The sequence below is a fragment of the Streptomyces sp. Tu6071 genome (assembly GCF_000213055.1).
Taxonomy (GTDB): domain Bacteria; phylum Actinomycetota; class Actinomycetes; order Streptomycetales; family Streptomycetaceae; genus Streptomyces; species Streptomyces evansiae.
Genome location: NZ_CM001165.1, coordinates 7,215,883 through 7,234,484, shown reverse-complemented (window position 1 = coordinate 7,234,484; position 18,602 = coordinate 7,215,883). Strand labels below are relative to the sequence as shown.

General features: G+C 75.3%; 19 protein-coding genes and 1 pseudogene. 15 read left to right on the top strand and 5 right to left on the bottom strand.

The window, feature by feature from the left end:
* Positions 1–3 precede the first annotated feature (3 nt).
* Positions 4–744, top strand: coding sequence for a class I SAM-dependent methyltransferase (locus STTU_RS30825; RefSeq protein ID WP_007830166.1), 741 nt, complete (start codon positions 4–6; stop codon positions 742–744).
* Here STTU_RS30825 and STTU_RS30820 read toward each other — a convergent pair.
* The gene (locus tag STTU_RS30820; protein ID WP_043256857.1) at positions 722–1,900 is read right to left on the bottom strand and encodes an MFS transporter; all 1,179 of its coding nucleotides are present in this window, start codon (positions 1,898–1,900) and stop codon (positions 722–724) included. The two genes, STTU_RS30825 and STTU_RS30820, sit on opposite strands and share 23 nt — an antisense overlap.
* 203 nt (positions 1,901–2,103) lie before the next feature.
* Between STTU_RS30820 and STTU_RS36295 the strand changes: the two are divergent.
* Both STTU_RS36295 and STTU_RS36290 read left to right on the top strand, forming a co-directional pair.
* Positions 2,104–2,349: pseudogene (locus STTU_RS36295) on the top strand (ABATE domain-containing protein); the annotation flags it as partial.
* Between the two features lie 60 nt (positions 2,350–2,409).
* The gene (locus STTU_RS36290) at positions 2,410–2,589 is read left to right on the top strand and encodes a CGNR zinc finger domain-containing protein (protein ID WP_420713577.1); all 180 of its coding nucleotides are present in this window, start codon (positions 2,410–2,412) and stop codon (positions 2,587–2,589) included.
* Here the strand turns inward: STTU_RS36290 and STTU_RS30810 are convergent.
* Positions 2,575–3,084, bottom strand: coding sequence for a MarR family winged helix-turn-helix transcriptional regulator (locus tag STTU_RS30810; protein ID WP_007830162.1), 510 nt, complete (start codon positions 3,082–3,084; stop codon positions 2,575–2,577). The genes STTU_RS36290 and STTU_RS30810 overlap by 15 nt on opposite strands.
* Positions 3,085–3,191: 107 nt before the next feature.
* Between STTU_RS30810 and STTU_RS30805 the strand changes: the two genes are divergently transcribed.
* From STTU_RS30805 to STTU_RS30795, 3 genes are all read left to right on the top strand, one after another.
* Entirely contained in the window at positions 3,192–3,602 is a 411-nt protein-coding gene (locus STTU_RS30805; protein ID WP_009062634.1) for an organic hydroperoxide resistance protein, read from the top strand.
* Between the two features lie 176 nt (positions 3,603–3,778).
* A complete protein-coding gene (locus STTU_RS30800; RefSeq protein WP_007830155.1) occupies positions 3,779–5,047 on the top strand; it encodes an SLC13 family permease in 1,269 nt (422 codons plus the stop codon).
* 87 nt (positions 5,048–5,134) lie between these two features.
* On the top strand, positions 5,135–6,223 hold the full coding sequence (locus tag STTU_RS30795) for a hypothetical protein (RefSeq protein ID WP_007830154.1): 1,089 nt from the start codon (positions 5,135–5,137) through the stop codon (positions 6,221–6,223).
* A gap of 71 nt (positions 6,224–6,294) precedes the next feature.
* On the opposite strand, the gene ykgO is transcribed toward STTU_RS30795, so the two are convergent.
* Positions 6,295–6,417 carry a type B 50S ribosomal protein L36 gene (ykgO, locus tag STTU_RS30790; protein WP_010276268.1) on the bottom strand — a complete coding sequence of 41 codons (123 nt, stop codon included), beginning with the start codon at positions 6,415–6,417 and terminating at the stop codon, positions 6,295–6,297.
* Between the two features lie 149 nt (positions 6,418–6,566).
* Entirely contained in the window at positions 6,567–8,033 is a 1,467-nt protein-coding gene (locus STTU_RS30785) for an MFS transporter (RefSeq protein ID WP_007830153.1), read from the bottom strand.
* A gap of 244 nt (positions 8,034–8,277) precedes the next feature.
* Here STTU_RS30785 and STTU_RS30780 point away from each other — a divergent pair, with 244 nt between their 5' ends.
* From STTU_RS30780 to STTU_RS30770, 3 genes are all read left to right on the top strand, one after another.
* Positions 8,278–8,994, top strand: coding sequence for a DUF1275 family protein (locus STTU_RS30780; RefSeq protein ID WP_007830152.1), 717 nt, complete (start codon positions 8,278–8,280; stop codon positions 8,992–8,994).
* Between the two features lie 59 nt (positions 8,995–9,053).
* Positions 9,054–9,668 carry a DsbA family protein gene (locus STTU_RS30775; protein WP_007830151.1) on the top strand — a complete coding sequence of 205 codons (615 nt, stop codon included), beginning with the start codon at positions 9,054–9,056 and terminating at the stop codon, positions 9,666–9,668.
* A 173-nt stretch (positions 9,669–9,841) separates the two neighbouring features.
* Entirely contained in the window at positions 9,842–10,042 is a 201-nt protein-coding gene (locus tag STTU_RS30770) for a hypothetical protein (RefSeq protein ID WP_007830150.1), read from the top strand.
* A 130-nt stretch (positions 10,043–10,172) separates the two neighbouring features.
* On the opposite strand, the gene STTU_RS30765 is transcribed toward STTU_RS30770, so the two are convergent.
* Positions 10,173–11,027 (bottom strand): NmrA family NAD(P)-binding protein, encoded by an 855-nt coding sequence (locus tag STTU_RS30765; protein WP_043256854.1) that lies wholly within the window; start codon positions 11,025–11,027, stop codon positions 10,173–10,175.
* Positions 11,028–11,498: 471 nt separating this feature from the next.
* On the opposite strand from STTU_RS30765, the gene STTU_RS30760 reads away from it, so the two are divergent.
* The 6 genes from STTU_RS30760 to STTU_RS30735 all read left to right on the top strand — a co-directional run bounded on the left by STTU_RS30760 (position 11,499) and on the right by STTU_RS30735 (position 18,544).
* Positions 11,499–11,816: a GNAT family N-acetyltransferase gene (locus STTU_RS30760; RefSeq protein WP_010276252.1), complete on the top strand. Its 318-nt coding sequence runs from the start codon at positions 11,499–11,501 to the stop codon at positions 11,814–11,816.
* A gap of 52 nt (positions 11,817–11,868) precedes the next feature.
* The gene (locus STTU_RS30755) at positions 11,869–12,315 is read left to right on the top strand and encodes a (4Fe-4S)-binding protein (protein ID WP_007830147.1); all 447 of its coding nucleotides are present in this window, start codon (positions 11,869–11,871) and stop codon (positions 12,313–12,315) included.
* 210 nt (positions 12,316–12,525) lie between these two features.
* Positions 12,526–14,919, top strand: coding sequence for a phosphoketolase family protein (locus STTU_RS30750; protein ID WP_007830146.1), 2,394 nt, complete (start codon positions 12,526–12,528; stop codon positions 14,917–14,919).
* Positions 14,920–14,950: 31 nt separating this feature from the next.
* Positions 14,951–16,447, top strand: coding sequence for an MFS transporter (locus STTU_RS30745; protein ID WP_007830140.1), 1,497 nt, complete (start codon positions 14,951–14,953; stop codon positions 16,445–16,447).
* 62 nt (positions 16,448–16,509) lie between these two features.
* Positions 16,510–17,277 carry a GntR family transcriptional regulator gene (locus STTU_RS30740; RefSeq protein WP_007830139.1) on the top strand — a complete coding sequence of 256 codons (768 nt, stop codon included), beginning with the start codon at positions 16,510–16,512 and terminating at the stop codon, positions 17,275–17,277.
* Positions 17,278–17,419: 142 nt separating this feature from the next.
* Complete coding sequence (locus tag STTU_RS30735) at positions 17,420–18,544, top strand: TIGR03364 family FAD-dependent oxidoreductase (RefSeq protein ID WP_007830138.1); 1,125 nt, start codon at positions 17,420–17,422, stop codon at positions 18,542–18,544.
* Positions 18,545–18,602: the final 58 nt, after the last annotated feature.

The window sequence follows — 18,602 nt, the reverse complement described above, 5'->3', positions numbered from 1 at the left end:
GGGATGTATGCGGACAGCGACGTGGCCGCGCTCTACGACCTGCTCAACCCCTGGGACCCCGTGCTGAACGCCTGCGACCGCTTCTACCACCCGCTCGTCATGGGCGCGGACGCGGTGCTCGACGTCGGGTGCGGTACGGGGGCCATGCTGACGCTCGCGAGGGAGCGGGGGCACCGGGGGCGGCTCCTCGGGCTCGACCCGGACCGGGCGGCGCTGGAGCGGGCGCGGCGGCGGAGCGATGTCGCGTGGGTCGAGGGGAGGGCGGCGGACGCGCCGCGGGGCGCGGGCTTCGGTCTCGCGACCATGACGGGGCACGCCTTCCAGACGCTGTTGACCGACGACGAGGTGCGGGCCTCCCTCGCGGCGATCCACGGCGCGCTGCGCCCCGGCGGCGTGTTCGCCTTCGAGACGCGGCACCCCGGGGCGCGGGCCTGGGAGCGGTGGACCCCGGCGAACCCGGACGACGTGACGGAGCTGGTGGACGGCGCGGGGCGGGCGCTGCGGTACTGGCACGACGTCGACTCCGTCGCCGGGGACGTGGTCACGATACGGGGGACGCTCGCCGACGCGGAGGGGAGGGTGCTCCGTGTCCTCGGCGAGAGCCTGCGCTTCCTGGGGGTCGCCCGGCTCGACGGCTTCCTCGCGGGGGCGGGTTTCGTGGTCGAGGAGCGGTACGGGGACTGGGACCGGACGGCGGTGGGCGACACCGGGCCGGAGATCATCACGGTCGCGCGGCGGCCGTGAGCGGGCGCAGGGCGCGGAAGGCCGCGCCCGCGAGGAGGTTGAGGGTCGCGCCCGTGAGGAGCGCCGCCGTCAGCGAGTGGGCGGCGAGCGCTCCCGCGAGGGCGGCGCCGAGCGCGTAGGCCGTGATCTTGAGGCTCGCGCCGGTCGTGAAGACCTGGCCGCGCAGTCCGGGGGGCGCGTCGCGGTGGCGGATCGCGAGGAGCGCGGTGAGCTGCGGGCCCTCGCCGGCACCGGTGAGGAGCACGGCGGCGACGAGGGCCCAGGGCGCGGGTACGGCGGCGAGCAGCGGCGCGGCGGCGAGGACCAGGACGCTCGCGCCGAGGAGCGTATCCGGGGGCAGCGCGGTGGGCCTGCGCGCGAGGACGGCGCCCGCCGCGAGCGCGGAAGCGGCGCCGAGCGCGAGGAGGGCGGTGCCGTGCGCCGCGCCGCCGAGGAGCCGTGCGCCGAGCAGCGGCGCGCAGCTCACGAACACCCCCTGCCCGGCGGTGGAGACCGTGCTGACGAGAGTGGCGCGGGCGAGGGAACGGGTCGTGCGCACGGCACGGGCCCCCGCGCCGAGCGCGGCGAGCACGTGGTGCGGGCGGGGTTCCTCGCGGCGCGGCGGGAGGCGGAGGGCCGCCGGGGCCGCGAGGAGGACGAGGGCCAGCGCGGTCGCGACGGCGGCGGGCGCGCCCGCGAGGCTCGCGCAGAGCCCGGCGAGTGCGGGGCCGAGGAGCGTCGCGGCCGTGAAGCCGATGCCGTCGAGGGCCGCGGCGCGCGGGAGCGCGGCGGGCGGGACGAGGGCGGGGACCTGGGAGGTCCAGCCGCCGGAGAGGGCGGGGCCGAGCAGCCCGGTGAGGAGGGCGAGTGCGAGGAGGAGGGGGTACGGGGCCCGGCCGAGGCCCAGGAGCAGGAGGCCGAGCCCGGTCGCGTAGCCGGTGAGCGCCGCCGCGAGGACGTGTCCGGGGCGCCGCGCGCGGTCGAGGAGGGCGCCGAGCACGGGCCCGCCGAGCGCCGCGCTGACGAGGAGCGCCCCGAACAGGGCGCTCGCGCGGGCGGGGCCGCCGGTGACGCCCAGCGCGAGCAGCAGCAGCGCGGGCCCCGCCGTCTCGTCGCCCGTGCGGGCGAGGGCGGCGGCGAGGAGGTGGCGGGCGAGCGGGGACGGGCGGTGCGGCATGGCGGGGAGCGTAGAGACGTAACGAAGAAGCGCACCAGTAGCGTTACTTCCGGACGGCACACGGGAGGAGCACGGCGTGGAGCGGGCGGAGAGGCTGCGGCGGGTGCGGGCGGCGGGCCTGGCGCGGGCGGAGTGGCGGGGACGGCTCGCGGAGGACCGGGTCGCGGCGCGGACCGTCGCGGTGGTCAACGCGCTGCACGTGGACGGGGCGGGGCCCGCCGAGGTCGCAGCGCTCCTCCTGGAGTACGGGGAACAGCCCCCCCGTACGGCTCACGGAGACGGACGTCGCGGCGCTCCGGGGGGCCGCCGAGGAGGTGCGGGGCGTGCTGGTCGCGCCGGATCCGGAGGCGGCCGTGGCGCGGCTCAACGCCCTGCTCTCGCGGTGCGGGGGTCCCCTGCGTCTCACCTCGCACGCGGGCACGGCACCGTGGCACCCGCACATCGACTCCGGCGACGACGCGCCGTGGGACGAGTGGTTCCGCGCCGCCTCGGCGGTCGCGCTGCTTGCCGTGGTGTGGGAGCGGCAGGGCCCGCCGGGCGCCGTCTGCGCGGCGCGCGGCTGTGCGCGCGTGCTGATCCCGTACGGGGCGGGGCCGCCGCGGCGCTACTGCTCGCGGCGGTGCGCGACGCGGGAACGCGTGGCGGCGCACCGGGCCCGTACCGCCGGGGATGTCTCACCCTCGGCTTGAGGGTTCGACTCCCCCGGTCGACGGGTCCGTCAGACCCTCCGCCGCCGCGCGGTCCAGCGCTTCCGTGAGGCGGCCGAGCCGCTCGCGCAGGTCCTCGATCTCGTCGAGACGGAGCCCGGTGGCCCCGGCGATGGCGCGCGGGACGCGCAGCGCGGTGGTGCGCAGGGCCGCGCCCTCCGGGGTGAGACGCACGGCGACGGAGCGCTCGTCGGTCGCGAGGCGTTCGCGCCGTACGAGCCCCGCCGCCTCCAGTCGCTTGAGCAGCGGCGAGAGCGTTCCCGAGTCGAGGCGCACCAGCGCGCCGATGCGCTTGACCGGCAGTTCGCCGTGTTCCCACAGCACGAGCATCACGAGGTACTGCGGGTAGGTGAGCCCGAGATCCTTGAGCGCGAGCCGGTACACGCTGCCGAAGGCACGCGAGGCCGCGTTGAGGGAGAAGCAGATCTGGCGGTCGAGGCGCAGGAACTCCTCCTCGGGCGCTGTCGTGTCTGTCATGGCTCCAGCCTAACGCCACGCCCCCGTTTCAGTTGTGCACAACTTAATTGTGTGCTCTACTTCTCTCACGGCAACACACCTCACGACAGCGAAGAGGGATGGACTCCATGGACGCGATCTACACGGCGGTGGCCACGGCGAACGGGCGCGAGGGCCGCGCGGTCAGCTCGGACGGCCAGCTCGACCTCGGCCTCGCGATGCCCCCCGCGCTGGGCGGCGACGGCAAGGGCACCAACCCCGAGCAGCTCTTCGCCGCCGGGTACGCGGCCTGTTTCGCGAGCGCTCTCGGCCTCGTCTCGAAGCAGGCGGGCGCCGACACGAGCGACGCCTCCGTCACCGCCGAGGTCGGCATCGGCAAGGACGGCGCGAGCTTCGGCCTCAAGGTGACCCTGCGCGTCGAGCTTCCCGACACGATCGACGCCGAGACGGGCCACAAGCTCGTCGAGCAGGCCCACCAGGTGTGCCCGTACTCCAAGGCGACGCGCGGCAACATCGACGTGGACCTCGTCGTCGAGTAAGCCACGGCGTGGGGCGCACCCTCACCCCTCACGGTCCGGGCCCGCGGCGCACCCCTCGCGCTCCGGGCCCGGACCCGTTCGCGGGAACGCTCCGGGTGGGCCTCGCGCGCGGCCCGTGGCTCCTGGTGGGAACCTTGGTCCGTCCCCGCCCGCGCCCTCGCGGCCCGCGTCCCCGTGTGGAGCCCCAGCTGAGCACCGTGCCCGCCGAGATCCTGTCCGTCGCCGTCCTGCTCGGTGTGCTCTTCTTCGCCGTCGCGCGCCCGCGCGGGCTGCCCGAGGCGGTCGCGGCCGTGCCCGGGGCGGTGCTGCTCGTCGCGGTCGGCGCGGTGTCGTGGCACGCGGCCTGGGAGCAGGTGCGCACCCTGCTTCCCGTCGTCGGCTTCCTCGCCCTGATCCTGATGCTCGCCCAGCTCTGCGCCGCCGACGGGCTCTTCCAGGTGGCCGGGGCCTGGGTGGCGCGCTGGTGCGGGGGCAGCGCGAAGCGGATGCTCGGCGGCGTCTTCGCGGTCGCGGCCGTCGTGACGGCGGCGCTGAGCCTGGACGCGACGGTCGTCCTGCTCACGCCCGTGGTCTTCGCGACCGCCGCGCACGCCGGGGCCCGTGCGCGCCCGCAGGTCTACGCGACCGCGCACCTCGCCAACGCCGCCTCGCTCCTGCTGCCCGTCTCGAACCTCACCAACCTGCTCGCCTTCTCGGCGAGCGGCCTGAGCTTCCTCGGCTTCGCGGGGCTCATGGCGGTGCCCTGGCTCGTCGCGATCCTCCTGGAGTACGGGGTCTTCCGGGCGTACTTCCGCGAGGACCTCGCCGCCGGGGTCGCCGCCGGGGAGCGACCGGCCACCCCGCGCACCCCGCTCCTCACGCTCGTCGTCGTCGGGCTCACGCTCGCCGGTTTCTTCCTCACCTCGCTCGCGGGTCTCGAACCGGCCTGGGCCGCGCTCGGCGGGGTCGTCGTGCTCGGCGGGCGCGCGCTCGTCCGGGGCCGTACGACGCCGCGCCGCCTCGTCGCCTCCGCCGCGCCACTGTTCTGCCTCTTCGTCCTCGCGCTCGGCGTCGTCGTCCAGGCGGTCGTGGGCAATGGCCTGGAGCACGGGCTCGGGCACCTCGTGCCCGCCGGGGACTCCTTCGTCTCCCTCCTCGCCGTCGCGGGCCTCGCGGCGCTCCTCGCGAACGTGATCAACAACCTCCCGGCCGTGCTCGCGCTCCTGCCGATCGTGGCCCCGGGTGGTGCCGGGCCCGTGCTGGCCGCGCTCATCGGCGTCAACCTCGGGCCCAACCTCACGTACGCGGGTTCGCTCGCCACCCTGCTGTGGCGCCGCGTCCTGCACGAACACGGGGAGCGCTCCTCGCTCGGCGCCTTCACACGGCTCGGCCTCCTCACCGTGCCGCTCACCCTCGCGGGGGCGACGGCCGCGCTCTGGGCGGGGCTGCGGCTGGGACTCGGCTGAGGGGTGGCGGGCGCGCTCCTCGCGACACACCTCGTATAAAAAGCGGATAAACGGGATCAAATGATCGTGCGCGTTTAGTCTGCCGCCGTGAACAGGCAGCACACGAGGACGTACAGGAGACGAACCCGGCTCGGCCTCCCGGCCGCCGCGCTCGCTCTCGCCGCGGCGACCTTCGCCGCCGCACCGCCCCCGGCCCCGCCGAGTCCCGGGGCCCCCGCACCCGCGCACGCGACCGAACGGCGGGCGCACGCGGAACTCGCCGGCCTCACGCTCGCACCGGTCGCCCCGCTCGGCATCGGCGGCTTCCGCGGCACGTACGGGGTCGCGGACTCCCCCCGCGCGGGCACCACCGACGACGGCGACTTCACCGACCCGGACGGGGTGCTCCCCTACCTGACCGTGACGGGCCAGAAGGTCACCCGCACCGCGGGCGCGAGCGCGCGGGCCCGCATCTCGGGCCTGGCCCTGAGGACCGGCGCGACCGAGTGGGCGCGGGTCCGGCCGCGGGCCGGATCGACCGGCTCGCTCGACACGTACGCCGAGTGCGCCCCCACGCCCACCGGACCCGCCGCGCGGGCGTACGCGCGGAGCGACGCGACCGAGGTGCTGGTCCTCGGGCATCTCGTCGCACCCGGCACCACGACGCTGCGCGTCACGGGCGCCGAGCTGAAGCACCCGTCGACGGTCCGGGACGGCACGCTCACGGTGACCTACGCGGGGTACCAGCAGCCGCAGGGCGAGGCCCCGGAGCGGGCGCGCTCGGCGCGCGCGGGGCTGCGCGTGCACGTCACGGGCACGCTCAGGAACACGCGGGGCGCGATCGCCTACCAGGGCGACCTCGTGGACCTGCGGCTCGGCGAGGTGACGGCCGACTGCGCGCCGACCGCCCCGCCCTCGGCGACCCCGGAAGCGATCACCACCGCCTCCCCCTCGGCGACCCCCTCCCCGAGCGCGAGCCCGTCCCCCTCCCGCACCGCCTCCCCGGTCCCGGCCGCCGCCGGCGCACCCGGACCGCCCGGCCCCCGGGCCGCGCTCCTGCCGGGCGGACCCGGGATGCTCGCGGGGACCGGCACGCCCGCCGCGATGTGGCTGCTCGGCCTCTCGGCCACGCTGGTCGTCGCGGGCACGGGGCTCGTCCTGCGGGCACGCCACGACATCCGCACCTGGGGCGCCTGAGCGAGCCGGGACGCGCCGGAGCCCCGTACCGACGCGGTACGGGGCTCCGGCGCGAAACGGCTCCGGCGGGCTCAGCCCTGGCGGGCCTTCTGGCGGGGGTCCTTGCGGTTGAGGACGTAGACACGGCCACGCCGGCGGACCACCTGGGAACCGGGCCGGTTCTTGAGGGCGCGGAGCGAGTTGCGTACCTTCACGGCGCCACCTTTCGCTGCGGGGCGGGGCTACGGGGACACCCAGCCGACGATGTCCATGACAACCAGGCCGAAGACCGGCGCATTCCCCGCCCGCCGGGCCGACCCCCGCCACCCACCGGACCGGCCCCGCCTGCCGCCCGCCCGGCGCTTCACGCCCTCGCCCGTCCCGCCCCCTTCTCACGCCGCCCCGCGACCACGTCGGCGATCGCGACGAGCAGCGCGGCGATGACGAAGCCGACCGAGACGATGAGGCCGTGGTCGTAGGCGTTCGACCAGCCGTCGTCGGCGAGGCGGCCGAAGAAGACGGAGCCCACGGCCGCGATGCCGATCGCCGAGCCGACCCGCTGCCCCGTCTGGAGTGCGCCGCCCGCGCTGCCCGCCCTGCGCACCGGTACCTCCGAAAGGGTGAGGGTCTGGTTCGGCGAGATGACGAGACCGCTGCCGAGCCCGGCGAAGAGCAGCGGGGCGATGAGGGCCCAGCCGATGCCCTTGCCGGTCACCTGGTGCACCGCGAACGCCGTGCCCGCGAGGCCGATCGCGACCATGAGCAGCCCCACGACGACGAGCGGGCGCCCGAGCCGGTCGACGAGCCTGCCGCCGATCCCCGCCGAGAGCCCGGAGCCGAGCGCGAAGGGCGTGAGCGTGAGCCCCGCCTGGAGCGCCGAGTAGTGCAGCCCGCTCTGGAGGTAGAGCGTGCTCACGAAGAAGATCGACGTGAACCCGGCGAAGTAGAGCAGGCCGAGCGAGGAACCGAGCGAGTACGACCGCACCCGGTAGAGCGCGAGGTCGAGCAGCGGCTCGGCTCCCGAGCGCGTGCAGCGCCGCTCCCACCACGCGAACACGGCGAGCAGCGCGGCGGAGACCACGAGCAGCAGGTACTTCTCGTCGCCCGGCCACTGCCGGGACTGCACGAAGGGCAGCAGCAGCGCGACCACGCCGGCACCGAGCAGCAGCACGCCCACCGGATCGAGTTCCCGCAGCCGCACGCCGCGCGCGCCCGGCGTGTCCGGGAGCAGCCGGTGCGCGAGGACGAGGCAGAGCGCGCCGATCGGCAGGTTCACGTAGAAGACCCAGCGCCAGCCCTCCTCGGGGCCCGCCGCCTGGATGAGGAGGCCGCCGAGCAGCGGCCCCACGGCCGTCGAGATGCCGACGACCGAGCCGAAGGCCCCGAACGCCTTGCCGCGCTCCCTGCCCCGGAACATCTGCTGGATGAGCGCGGAGATCTGCGGCGAGACGAGCCCGCCCGCGACGCCCTGGACGAGGCGCGAGATCACGAGCCACAGGCTCGACTGCGCGGCCCCGCAGGAGGCGGAGGCGAGCGTGAACAGGACGAGCCCGGCCATGAACACGCGCCGCCTGCCGCGCGCGTCGCCGAGCCGGCCGGAGGGGACGAGGAAGAGGCCGAAGGAGAGCGCGTACCCGGACAGCACCCACTGGAGGTCGGACTCGGGGGTGTCGAGACCCGTGCGGATCGAGGGCAGCGCGACGTTCACGATCGACACGTCGAGGAGCGTCATGAACCCGGCGACCAGGCAGACAGCGAGCGCCTTCCACCGGGCCGGGTCCGGGGTGTACGCCTCCTCCGGGGCCGGGGAAGCCGGTTCCTGCTGGGCCACGTGAACTCCTCTGTGCGGGGGACGGGTGGGGCTCCGTGCGCCGGGCGACCAGCGGTCGCACGACGGCCTGGCTGCGCGTACCCCGATTCTGGGCCGGTGCGCCCACTCCCGCACCGCCGGTGGGCGCGCTCCTCGCCCGGTTCGGGGCGGGCGCGTGGTCTGCTGACGGAGCGCGGGTCGGAGGGACGCCCCGCGAGGTGGGTGAGCGCTCACCCACTCAGGGAGCCGGGGAGCGGAGGCCCACGTGAAGGAGTCGCGGAGCGGAAGCACCCGTGTCGACGTCCCCGCCCGCGCGGGGGGCGTCCCGCTGTGGCCGCTGCTCGCGCTGAGCCTCGCGTCGGGCGCGGTCGACGCGCTCGCCGTCGTGGCGCTCGGCGGCGCCTTCGCGGGGGTCATGACGGGCAACCTCGTCTTCCTCGGGGCGGCGCTGGGCAGCCCGGGACTGCCGGAGGGCGTCGCGGCCCCGGCGGCGGCGGTCGGCGGGTACGTGTGCGGTACGGCGTGCGCGGCGCCCGCGCTGCGGGCGCGGTGGGGCGGTCCGCTGCGGGTGCTCGGCGCCGAGACGGTGGTGCTCGCGGTGGTCGCCGTGGTGTGGGCGGCGGGGCGGCCCACGGGCAGCGAGCCGTACGTGCTGCTCGCGGGGCTCGCCGCGGCGATGGGCGGGCAGGCGTCCGCCGTCCTCGCGCTCGGCCCCGCGGGCGCCCCGACGACGTTCTTCACGAGCACCCTCACGTCCCTCGTGCTCGACCTCGCGCGCGGGGGCGGCGTCCGGCGCGCGGCGGCGCCCGTGGCCCGGCTGTGCGCACTCGTCCTCGGCGCGGCGCTCGCCGCGCTCCTGCACCACACGGCGCCCGCCTGGGCCGCGGCCCTCCCCGCCGCCGTTCTCGCCGCGACGGTGGCGGCGCTCGTGCTCGTCCGCGCTTCGCACCCCGGACGCGGACAGACACCGGCCGGGGACTGACCGGAACCGCCCGCCCTGCCCGTTTTGCGCGTGCGTACGGGTGGCCGCAGCCTGGACACATGACCCCACGCACCTCCGGCGACACCACGGACACGTATCCCGTACCCGCGCACACCTCGGGCCCGGACGGCACCGTCGTCCGCTACGGCGACGACGGCGCGGGGCGGGTCCTGAGCGTGTACCTCGATCCGCGCTGCCCGTACTGCAAGCGCATGGAGAACGGGCTCGGCATGGTCATCCAGGAGGCGGCCGACGCGGGACGCTTCCGCGTCGAGTACCACTTCGCGACCTTCATCGACGACGGCGCGGGCGGCAGCGGCTCGCTGCACGCGCTCGCGGCGCTCGGCGCGGCGCTCGACGAGGGCCCCGGGCAGTTCGTGCTCTTCCTGCGGCTGCTCTTCGCCGAGCAGCCGCCCGAGGAGGACGACCGCTTCTCCGACGACGACCTGCTGGTACGGCTCGCGTCCGAGGTGCCGGGGCTCGGCGAGGACGGTTTCGCGGACAAGGTGCGGGCGGGGACGTACCGGCCCTGGGCGCGGTCCGTGTCGATGGCCTTCGTGGAGAGTTCGGTCCACTCCACACCCACCGTGCTGCTCGACGGCGAACCGGTCGCGGTGCTCGGGCCCGGGGGCTACCCCGTCACGCCGGAGTCCTTCCTCGCGCAGATCTCCTGAGCCCCGCCGGGGTGTCCCGGGCCGCGCGGAGGTGTCCCGGGCCGTGCGGCGGGTACGCGGCCGGGCACGGCCGGACGCCCTTCCGCCGAGTGGCCGGGAGGCGCGGGGCCGACGAAGATTGACGGACAGGGCCGCGCGGCCCGCGCGCCGCGCCGACACCGAGGAGGCCGCAGATGGCAGGCGAGAAGAACCCGGAGGATCTGCCCCGCGTCGTCACCCCCGACGACGAACTGCACACGGGCGCGGATCAGGAGATCACGCCCGAGGATCTCGTCCAGGCCACCGGTCGCGACGTGACACCCGAGAACCTCGAATGGGCGCGCAAGAAGCTCGCCGAGGAGGGCCGCGAGGCCATCGAGCGGCTGCTGCCCTGAGCGGGGCGGGTACGGGCGAAGGGGTGGCTCCCGGTCGCGGGAGCCACCCCTTCGCCGTGCCCCGGGGCGGTCGGCGACGCTGCGCGCCGCTCCGGTGCGGTCAGCCGCCCTTCGCCCTGCCCCGGCGCGGTCAGCCGCCCGGTGTCGGCCAGGACTGGGCCGCCGCCCAGTCCGCGTAGGAGGTCCAGGGGATCTCGGGGAACGCGGCGCGCAGGGCGGGGATGTCGACCTGGTAGCCGACCTCCGCCAGGTAGGTGAACATGGCGCCCATGTCGGGGCTCGCGCTCGCCACGGCCTCCAGCGGGATCTCCCGGTAGTCGACCTGGCCGCCCGCCGCGCGGCCGATGTCGCGGGCCATCTCGGCGGGGGTCGGATCGTCGCTCGCGACCTCGATGCGCTGCCCGCGCCAGCGCGCGGGGTCGTCGAGCACGGCGGCGACGAGCCGGCCGAGGTCGGTGCGGGCGACCTGCTGGAGGCGGATGTCGGGCGGCAACGCCATCGTGATCTCGCCGTCCGCGACCTCCTGGAGCTCGCCGAAGACGTTGTCGTAGAAGTACGTGGGCGCGACGACCGTCGCGGGCAGGCCCGAGGCGGCGAGGATCTTCTCGGTGTGCGCCTTGGTCTCGAAGTGCGGGATGCCGGTCCCGCGGTCGGCGCTCGCGACGGAGGCCATGACGAGGAAGGGCAGCGCGGAGCGGGCGGCGGCGTCGACGATCGCGACGCCCTGTTCCTTCTCGGCGTCGAGGCCGTCCTCGAAGGGGGTCGTGACGGCGAAGGCCGCGGCGGCTCCGTCGAAGGCCGCGGCGAGCGAGCCGGTGTCGCGCAGGTCCGCGGCGACCACCTCGACGCCGGAGGCGGCGAGCGCGCGGGCCCTGGACTCGCCGGGGTCGCGCACGACGGCCCGTACGGGCCGTCCCGCCTCGCGCAGCGCCGCGACCACGGCCCCGCCCTGTCCACCGGTCGCCCCGAGTACGGCGATCTTCATCGCACACCCTTCCTGCCGCTCCACACCACCGGAATCCCCGCCGGGCCGTGCCCGTCCCGCCCGAGCCCGCACGCACCCCCACCTTCGTCCCCCGGGACCCGCCGGGCCAGGGGAACGCGCCGAACGGGCGAGCGCGAAACCGGCCGAGGGCGGACGCGACCGCTCGGCACCGGCGCGGGAGCGCGGAGGCCCCCGAGCGCGGCGCCGCGTGCGCCTCCGCGTCCGGACCGACGGCCCGTCACCCCTGCCACGCGTCTCACGCCCCACCCGAGCGGACGCACCACCCGGACGCACCCGCCCGGAGGCACCCGCTCGGCGAAGCCCCGCTCCGCCGCCACCGCAGCGCGCGAGACCACCCTCCGAGGGCGCCCGTCGCGCCGCCGCCGGAGGCACACCACTCGCGCCGCGTCCCCCGGCACGGCAAGCTGGCGGACACCGGCCGCGGTGGGCGGCGGGCGTGAGGGGAGAGCGATGAGCGAGAAGACGGCCGCGGCCGAGGTGGACGATCACCCCGAGGCGGACCGCTACGAGGCGACGATCGACGGCGAGGTCGCCGGGTTCGCCCAGTACATCCGGACGAAGGACCTCATCGCCTTCGTGCACACCGTCGTCGAGCCCGCCTTCGAGGGGCGCGGCGTGGGCAGCGCGCTCGTGCGGACCTCTCTCGACGAGGCGCGCGCGGCCGGGGTCTCGGTGCTCGCGGTGTGCCCCTTCTACTCCGGCTGGATCGCGCGGCATCCCGAGTACCAGGACCTGCTGTACGCGGAGCGGAGCAAGGTCACCGACTGAGCCCGCGGGAAGCGACCGAGCCCACGAGGCGACGAGGCCGAGGAGCTGAGCGATGCCGGACGCAGGCGGGACGGCGGACGACCCGACAAGGCGCGAGGGCGCCAAGCGGTACGAGGGCGCGGAGCTGGCGGTGAGTTACGAGGTGGGGCTCTGTCTGCACGCCGCCGAGTGCGTGCGGGGTCTGCCCGCCGTCTTCGACGTGGAGCGCAGGCCGTGGATCACGCCCGACGGGGCCCCCGCGGCGGAGGTCGCCGAGGTGATCGAGCGCTGCCCGAGCGGGGCGCTCCAGTACCACGGGCCGGGGCACGCGGAGCGGGCGCGCAGACCGACCCGCCTCGCGCTGCACGAGGACGGGGTGCTGCACGCGCGCGGCGACCTCGTCCTCGGCACGCCGGAGGGCACGCGGCGCGAGACGCGCGTCATGCTGTGTGCCTGCGGGCACACGGCGCACAGCCCGTTCTGCGACCACTCGGGCAGCCGCTGCAAGGCGCACGACTGAGACCGCCCGGCCCGGTGAATCGGCGATCGGCCCGGACCGCGGGGCCGGTCGGCCCGGCGGGAGGGGCCGGTCGGCCCCGCGTGCCGGGGCGGGCGGGGGGAACGGGGAGGGAGGGAGCGGGGTGCGGTGACCGTACCGCCCCGGCGACCGGCGGCCGACCGAAGGCCGTGACCGACAGGTGTCACCGACAGCCGTGCTGAAAGGCTTGCGATGCAGGAATTCACGTACGAGACACCGGCCCCCGTGGCGCCCGAGCTTTCGGACGCGGAGCTGGACGCGCTGCTCGCGCACTGGCGGGCCGCCAACTACCTGGCGGTCGGGCAGATCTACCTCATGGACAACCCGCTCCTGCGCGAGCCGCTGCGCCCCGAGCAGATCAAGCCGCGGCTGCTCGGCCACTGGGGCACGGTCCCCGGGCTCAACCTCGTCTACACGCACGTCAACCGGCTGATCAGGCTGCGGCGGCAACCCGCGCTGTGCGTCTGGGGGCCGGGGCACGGCGGACCCGGGGTGCTCGCCAACAGCTGGCTGGAGGGCTCGTACTCGGACGTCTACCCGGACATCAGCCGCGACGAGCGGGGCATGAGGCGGCTGTTCAAGCAGTTCTCGTTCCCCGGCGGGGTGCCGAGCCACGTCTCGCCCGAGCTGCCCGGCTCGATCCACGAGGGCGGGGAGCTGGGGTACTCGCTGCTGCACGCGTACGGGGCGGCCTTCGACAACCCGGACCTGCTCGTGCCGTGCGTCATCGGCGACGGCGAGTCGGAGACCGGGCCGCTCGCGGGCTCGTGGCACTCCAACAAGTTCCTCGACCCGGTGCACGACGGGGCGGTGCTGCCGATCCTGCACCTCAACGGCTACAAGATCGCCAATCCGACGGTGCTCGCGCGGCTGCCCGAGACCGAGCTGCACGACCTCCTGCGCGGGTACGGTTACCGCCCGATCGAGGTCGTGGGCGACGACCCGGCACACGTGCACCGGCAGATGGCGGGGGCACTCGCGCAGGCGGTCGGCAGGATCGACGAGATCCAGGCCGAGGCGCGCAGGGGCCGCTCCACGGACCGGGCGCACTGGCCGATGATCATCCTGCGCACGCCGAAAGGCTGGACGGGCCCGAAGCTGGTCGACGGGCTCCCCGTCGAGGGCACGTGGCGCGCGCACCAGGTGCCGCTCGCCGAGGTGCGCACCGACCCCGAGCACCTGCGCCAGTTGGAGGAGTGGATGCGCTCCTACCGGCCCGAGGAGCTGTTCGACGAGGAGGGCAGGCCGCGCGCGCGGGTCCTGGAGTGCGTCCCGGAGGGGGATCTGCGGCTGGGCGCGAGTCCGCACGCGAACGGGGGGCGGCTCGCCCGCTCGCTGCCCGCTCCCCCGCTGGAGGACTTCGCCGTCACGGTCGACCGGCCGGGGACGAGCACGCACGAGCCGACGCGGGTGCTCGGCCAGTACCTCGCGCGGATCATGGAACTCACCGCCGACCGGCGCGACTTCCGGCTCATGGGCCCGGACGAGACGGCGTCGAACCGGCTCAACGCGGTGTACGACGTGACGGCGAAGACGTGGCAGGAGGAGATCCTGCCGGTCGACGAGCACCTGACGCGTGACGGGCGGGTCATGGAGGTGCTGTCGGAGCACATGTGCCAGGGCTGGCTGGAGGGGTACACCCTGACCGGCAGGCACGGGATGTTCTCGACGTACGAGGCGTTCGCGCACATCATCGACTCGATGGCCAACCAGCACATCAAGTGGCTGGGCACCGCGCGGAAGCTGCCCTGGCGGGCGCCTGTCCCGTCCCTCAACTACCTGCTCTCCTCGCACGTGTGGCGCCAGGACCACAACGGCTTCTCGCACCAGGACCCGGGCTTCATCGACCACGTGCTCAACAAGAGCCCCGAAGTCGTGCGGGTCTACCTGCCCCCGGACGCCAACACCGCCCTCTCCACGGCCGAGCACGTCCTCCAGAGCCGCGAGTACGTCAACGTCGTGATGGCCGGCAAGCAGCCCTCCTTCGACTGGCTGACCCTGGACGAGGCGCGGGGGCACTGCGCGCGCGGCGCGGGGATCTGGGAGTGGGCGGGCACCGAGGAGGGGCGCCTGCCCGACGTCGTGCTCGCGTGTGCCGGTGACACCCCGACGCTGGAGATCCTGGCCGCCGCGCAGATCCTGCGGCAGCGGCTCCCGGAGCTGGCGGTCAGGGTCGTGAACGTCGTGGACCTCGCGCGGCTCCTTCCGGCGAGCGAGCACCCGCACGGGATGCCCGACGCCGACTTCGACGGCCTCTTCACGAAGGACAAGCCGGTCATCTTCGCGTACCACGGCTACCCGTGGCTGATCCACCGGCTCGCCTACCGCCGTGCCGTCCACCCGCACCTGCACGTGCGCGGGTACAAGGAGCGGGGCACCACGACGACGCCGTTCGACATGGTCGTCCTCAACGACCTCGACCGCTACCGGCTCGTCATGGATGTCATCGACCGCGTGCCGGGACTGGCGCAGCGGCAGGCGGCGCTGCGGCAGGAGATGGCGGACACGCGCACGCGGCACCGCGCGTGGGTGCGGGAGTACGGCGAGGACCTTCCCGAGGTGGCGCAGTGGCACTGGGAGGGGTGAACCCGGCGGAGCGCGGCGGCGGGGGCGGGCGGTGAGCGCCGCCGCGCGGGGGACGGGCATCGCGCTGTCCTCGGCGCGCGGGCGCTGGGTGCTCGCGTGCGCGGTGCTCGCCTCCGGGATGTCGATGCTCGACGGGACGGTCGTCAACGTCGCGCTGCCACGCATCGGGAGCGACCTCGATGTGTCGCTCGCGACGCTCCAGTGGGTCGTCAACGCGTACATGCTGACGCTCTCGGCGCTCCTGCTGCTCGGCGGGGCGCTCGGCGACCGGCTCGGCAGGCGGCGCACGCTGGTCGCGGGCGCCGTGTGGTTCGCGCTCGCCTCGGCGCTGTGCGGCTTCGCGTGGGACGGGGGGCTGCTCATCGCGGCGCGGGCGCTCCAGGGGGTGGGCGGGGCGCTGCTGACGCCGGGTTCGCTCGCGCTCGTACGGGCCTCGTTCCGCGAGGAGGACCAGGCGAAGGCGGTGGGCGCGTGGTCGGGGCTGACCGGGGTCGCGGGCGCGGTGGGGCCCTTCCTCGGTGGGTGGCTCATCGACGGGCCAGGCTGGCGGTGGATCTTCTTCATCAATCTGCCGCTCGGCGCGGTCGTCGTCGCGCTCGCGCTGCGGCACGTGCCCGAGAGCCGCGACCCGGCGGCGACGGGCCGTTTCGACTGGACGGGCGCCGCGCTCGGCGCGCTCTTCCTCGCGGGGATCAGCTACGCGCTCATCACGGCGAAGGGCGCGAGTCCCGGGCGGCTGCTCGTACCGCTCGTGGTGGGGCTCGCGGCGGGGGTGGCGTTCCTCGTGGTGGAGCGGCGGGCGCGGGAGCCGATGCTGCCGCTCGGCCTCTTCTCCTCGCGCCTGTTCAGTGTCACGAACCTCATGACGCTGTGTCTGTACGCGGCGATCGGCGGCGTGCTGTTCCTGCTGCCCGTGCAGTTGCAGAACGGTCTCGGCTACGACGCGCTCGAAGCGGGCGTCGCGAGCCTGCCGATCACGCTGCTCATGCTCGTGCTCTCGGCGCCCTCGGGTGATCTGGCGCGGCGGATCGGGCCCCGGGTGCCGCTGACGGTGGGGCCGCTGGTGGCGGCGTGCGGGGCGCTGCTGATGCTGCGGATCGCGCCGGGTGCCTCGTACTTCCCGGACGTCTTCCCGGCGGTCGCGGTGATGGGCCTCGGGATGAGTGTCTTCGTGGCGCCGCTCACGGCGACGGTGCTCGCCTCGGTGGACGCGGAGCGCGCCGGGCTCGCGAGCGGCGTGAACAACACGGCGGCGCGCATCGCGCAACTCCTCGTCGTCGCCGCGCTCCCGCTCGCCGTGGGTCTCTCGGACAACGCCTACCGCAGCGCCCCGCAGGTCAATGCGGCGTTCCACCGCGCGGCCTGGGGCATGGCCGGTCTGCTCGTCCTCGCGGCGGCCCTCGCCTTCTGCTTCGTACGGCGCCCCGGCGAACCGCCCCGCGACGAGGAGCCCGCCGAGCCCCGCTGCCGCACCCACGCGGGCCTCGCCGCTCCCCCGCTGGAGCCGGGGGACTGCGAGCGGAACTGAGGGGGGCGGGGGGACGGCGGATCGGGCCCGGGGCCCCTCCCCCGTCTGAGAGCATCCTGACCATGGACTACCCCCTGGAGCAGGACCCGGGCGCCCCGGTGCGCGGCGGGGTGCCCGAGCACGGCCGGGTCCCGAAGTACTACGCGGTGAAGGCGCGGATCTCCGCTCTGCTCGACACGTGGGAGAGCGGGACGCCGCTGCCGACCGAACGCGAACTGGCCGCGCGGTACGAGGTGGCGCGCGAGACGGTGCGGCAGGCGCTGCGGGAACTGCTCCTCGAAGGGCGACTGCGGCGGCAGGGCCGGGGAACGGTGGTGGCGGGCCCCAAGCTGGAGCAGCCGCTGTCCCTGGGAAGCTACACGGAGGGGGTGCGCAGGCAGGGGCACAGGCCGGGGAGGTCGCTGATCGGGCTCGACCGCTTCCCGTGCCCGGCCGCGCTCGCCGCGGAGCTGGGGCTCGCGGAAGGCGAGGCGGTGTGGCATCTGGAGCGGGTGCTGCTCGCAGACGACGAGCGGGTGGGGCTGGAGAGCACGTACGTGCCGGTGGCGCGGGTGCCGGACCTGGAGCGGGACTTCGACCCGGACTCCTCCTTCTACGCCTATCTGCGCGAACGGCTCGGGATCGGGTTCGGCACCGCCGAGGAGCGGATCGAGACCGTACTCGCCTCGCCGCGCGAGGCGCTCCTGATCGGGACTCCTCCCGCGCTGCCGATGCTGCTGCTGCACCGCGTCTCGCGGGACACGGCGGGGCGGCGCCTGGAGCGGGTCAGGACGCTGTACCGGGGGGACCGGTTCTCGTTCACGACACGGCTGAGCGAGGCGGCGGAGTAGCTCCGTACCGGTGGAAACCGTCACTTACGCCACCCCTTGCATCACGGGATGATAACGGGTCTGGTCCAGGATTGGCGGCCGGTTCATCCGCCGGTCGGCGAACGGACCGCCGCGCGCCATCCGCCGCCGTGAGTCTCGTCGCATGAAGGTCATCGTCGTAGGAGCGGGCGTGGTGGGCAGCATGCACGCCTGGCACGCGGTAGGTCGCGGCCACGAGGTCGTGCACATCGAGCGCGAGGCGGAGGCGCGGGGCGCCTCGCTGCGCAACTTCGGGCAGATCTGGGTGAGCGGTCGGGCCGGTGGCCCGGAGCTGGAAACGGCCCTGCGCGCCCGGGAGTTGTGGGAGGGGATCGGGGAGCGGGTGCCGCGGATCGGCTTCCGGGCCTGCGGTTCGCTCACCCCGCTGCGGACCCCGTTGGAGGTGGGCGTGGCGGAGGCGGCGCTCGCCCGGCCGGACGCGGGCGCGCGCGGCTTCACGCTGCTCACCGCCGAGGAGGCGCGCGCGGTGAATCCGGCGCTGCGCGGGGAGTTCACCGCGGCCCTGTGGTGCGAGCGGGACGCGGCCGTCGAGCCCAGGACGGCGCAACTCGCGCTGAAGGAAGCGCTGCTGGCCTCGGGCCGGTACACGTTCCTCGGCGGGCGCGAGGTGCGGGAGGTCACGGGCGCCGCGCGGGTGCGCGACGACCACGGGGACACGCACGCGGGGGACACGGTGATCCTCGCGACCGGGGCCTGGCTCGGCGGTCTCGTACGGGAACTTGCGGGTCCCGGCCTGCCGGTGCGCCGCGTACGCCTCCAGATGATGCAGACCGATCCCCTGGGGGAGCCGCTGACGACATCCGTCGCCGACCCCGACTCCTTCCGCTACTACCCGGCGTACGCGGGCGAGGCACTGGACGCGCTCGCCACCGGGCAGCCGCAGGCGCCGGTCGCGGCGGAGCACGCGATGCAGCTGCTGATGGTGCAGCGGCGCGACGGCGGCCTCACGATCGGCGACACGCACGCGTACGCGCACCCCTTCCCCTTCGACACGGTCGAGGAGCCGTACGAGCACCTGACGGCCGTCGTCGAGTCCTACCTCGGCCGTCCGCTGCCGCGCGTCCGGCACCGCTGGGCCGGTGTGTACGCGCAGTGCACCGACACGTCCCAAGTCGTGCACCGGCAGGAGGTCTCCGACGGGGTGTGGCTCGTGACCGGCCCCGGGGGCCGGGGCATGACGTGCTCGCCCGCGATCGCCGAACGGACCGCCGACCTCGTCGGCTGGTGACGACACCCGGTCGTCCCCCGGCGCCCCCTCACCCCGCGGCCTCCCCGCCCCGGACGGC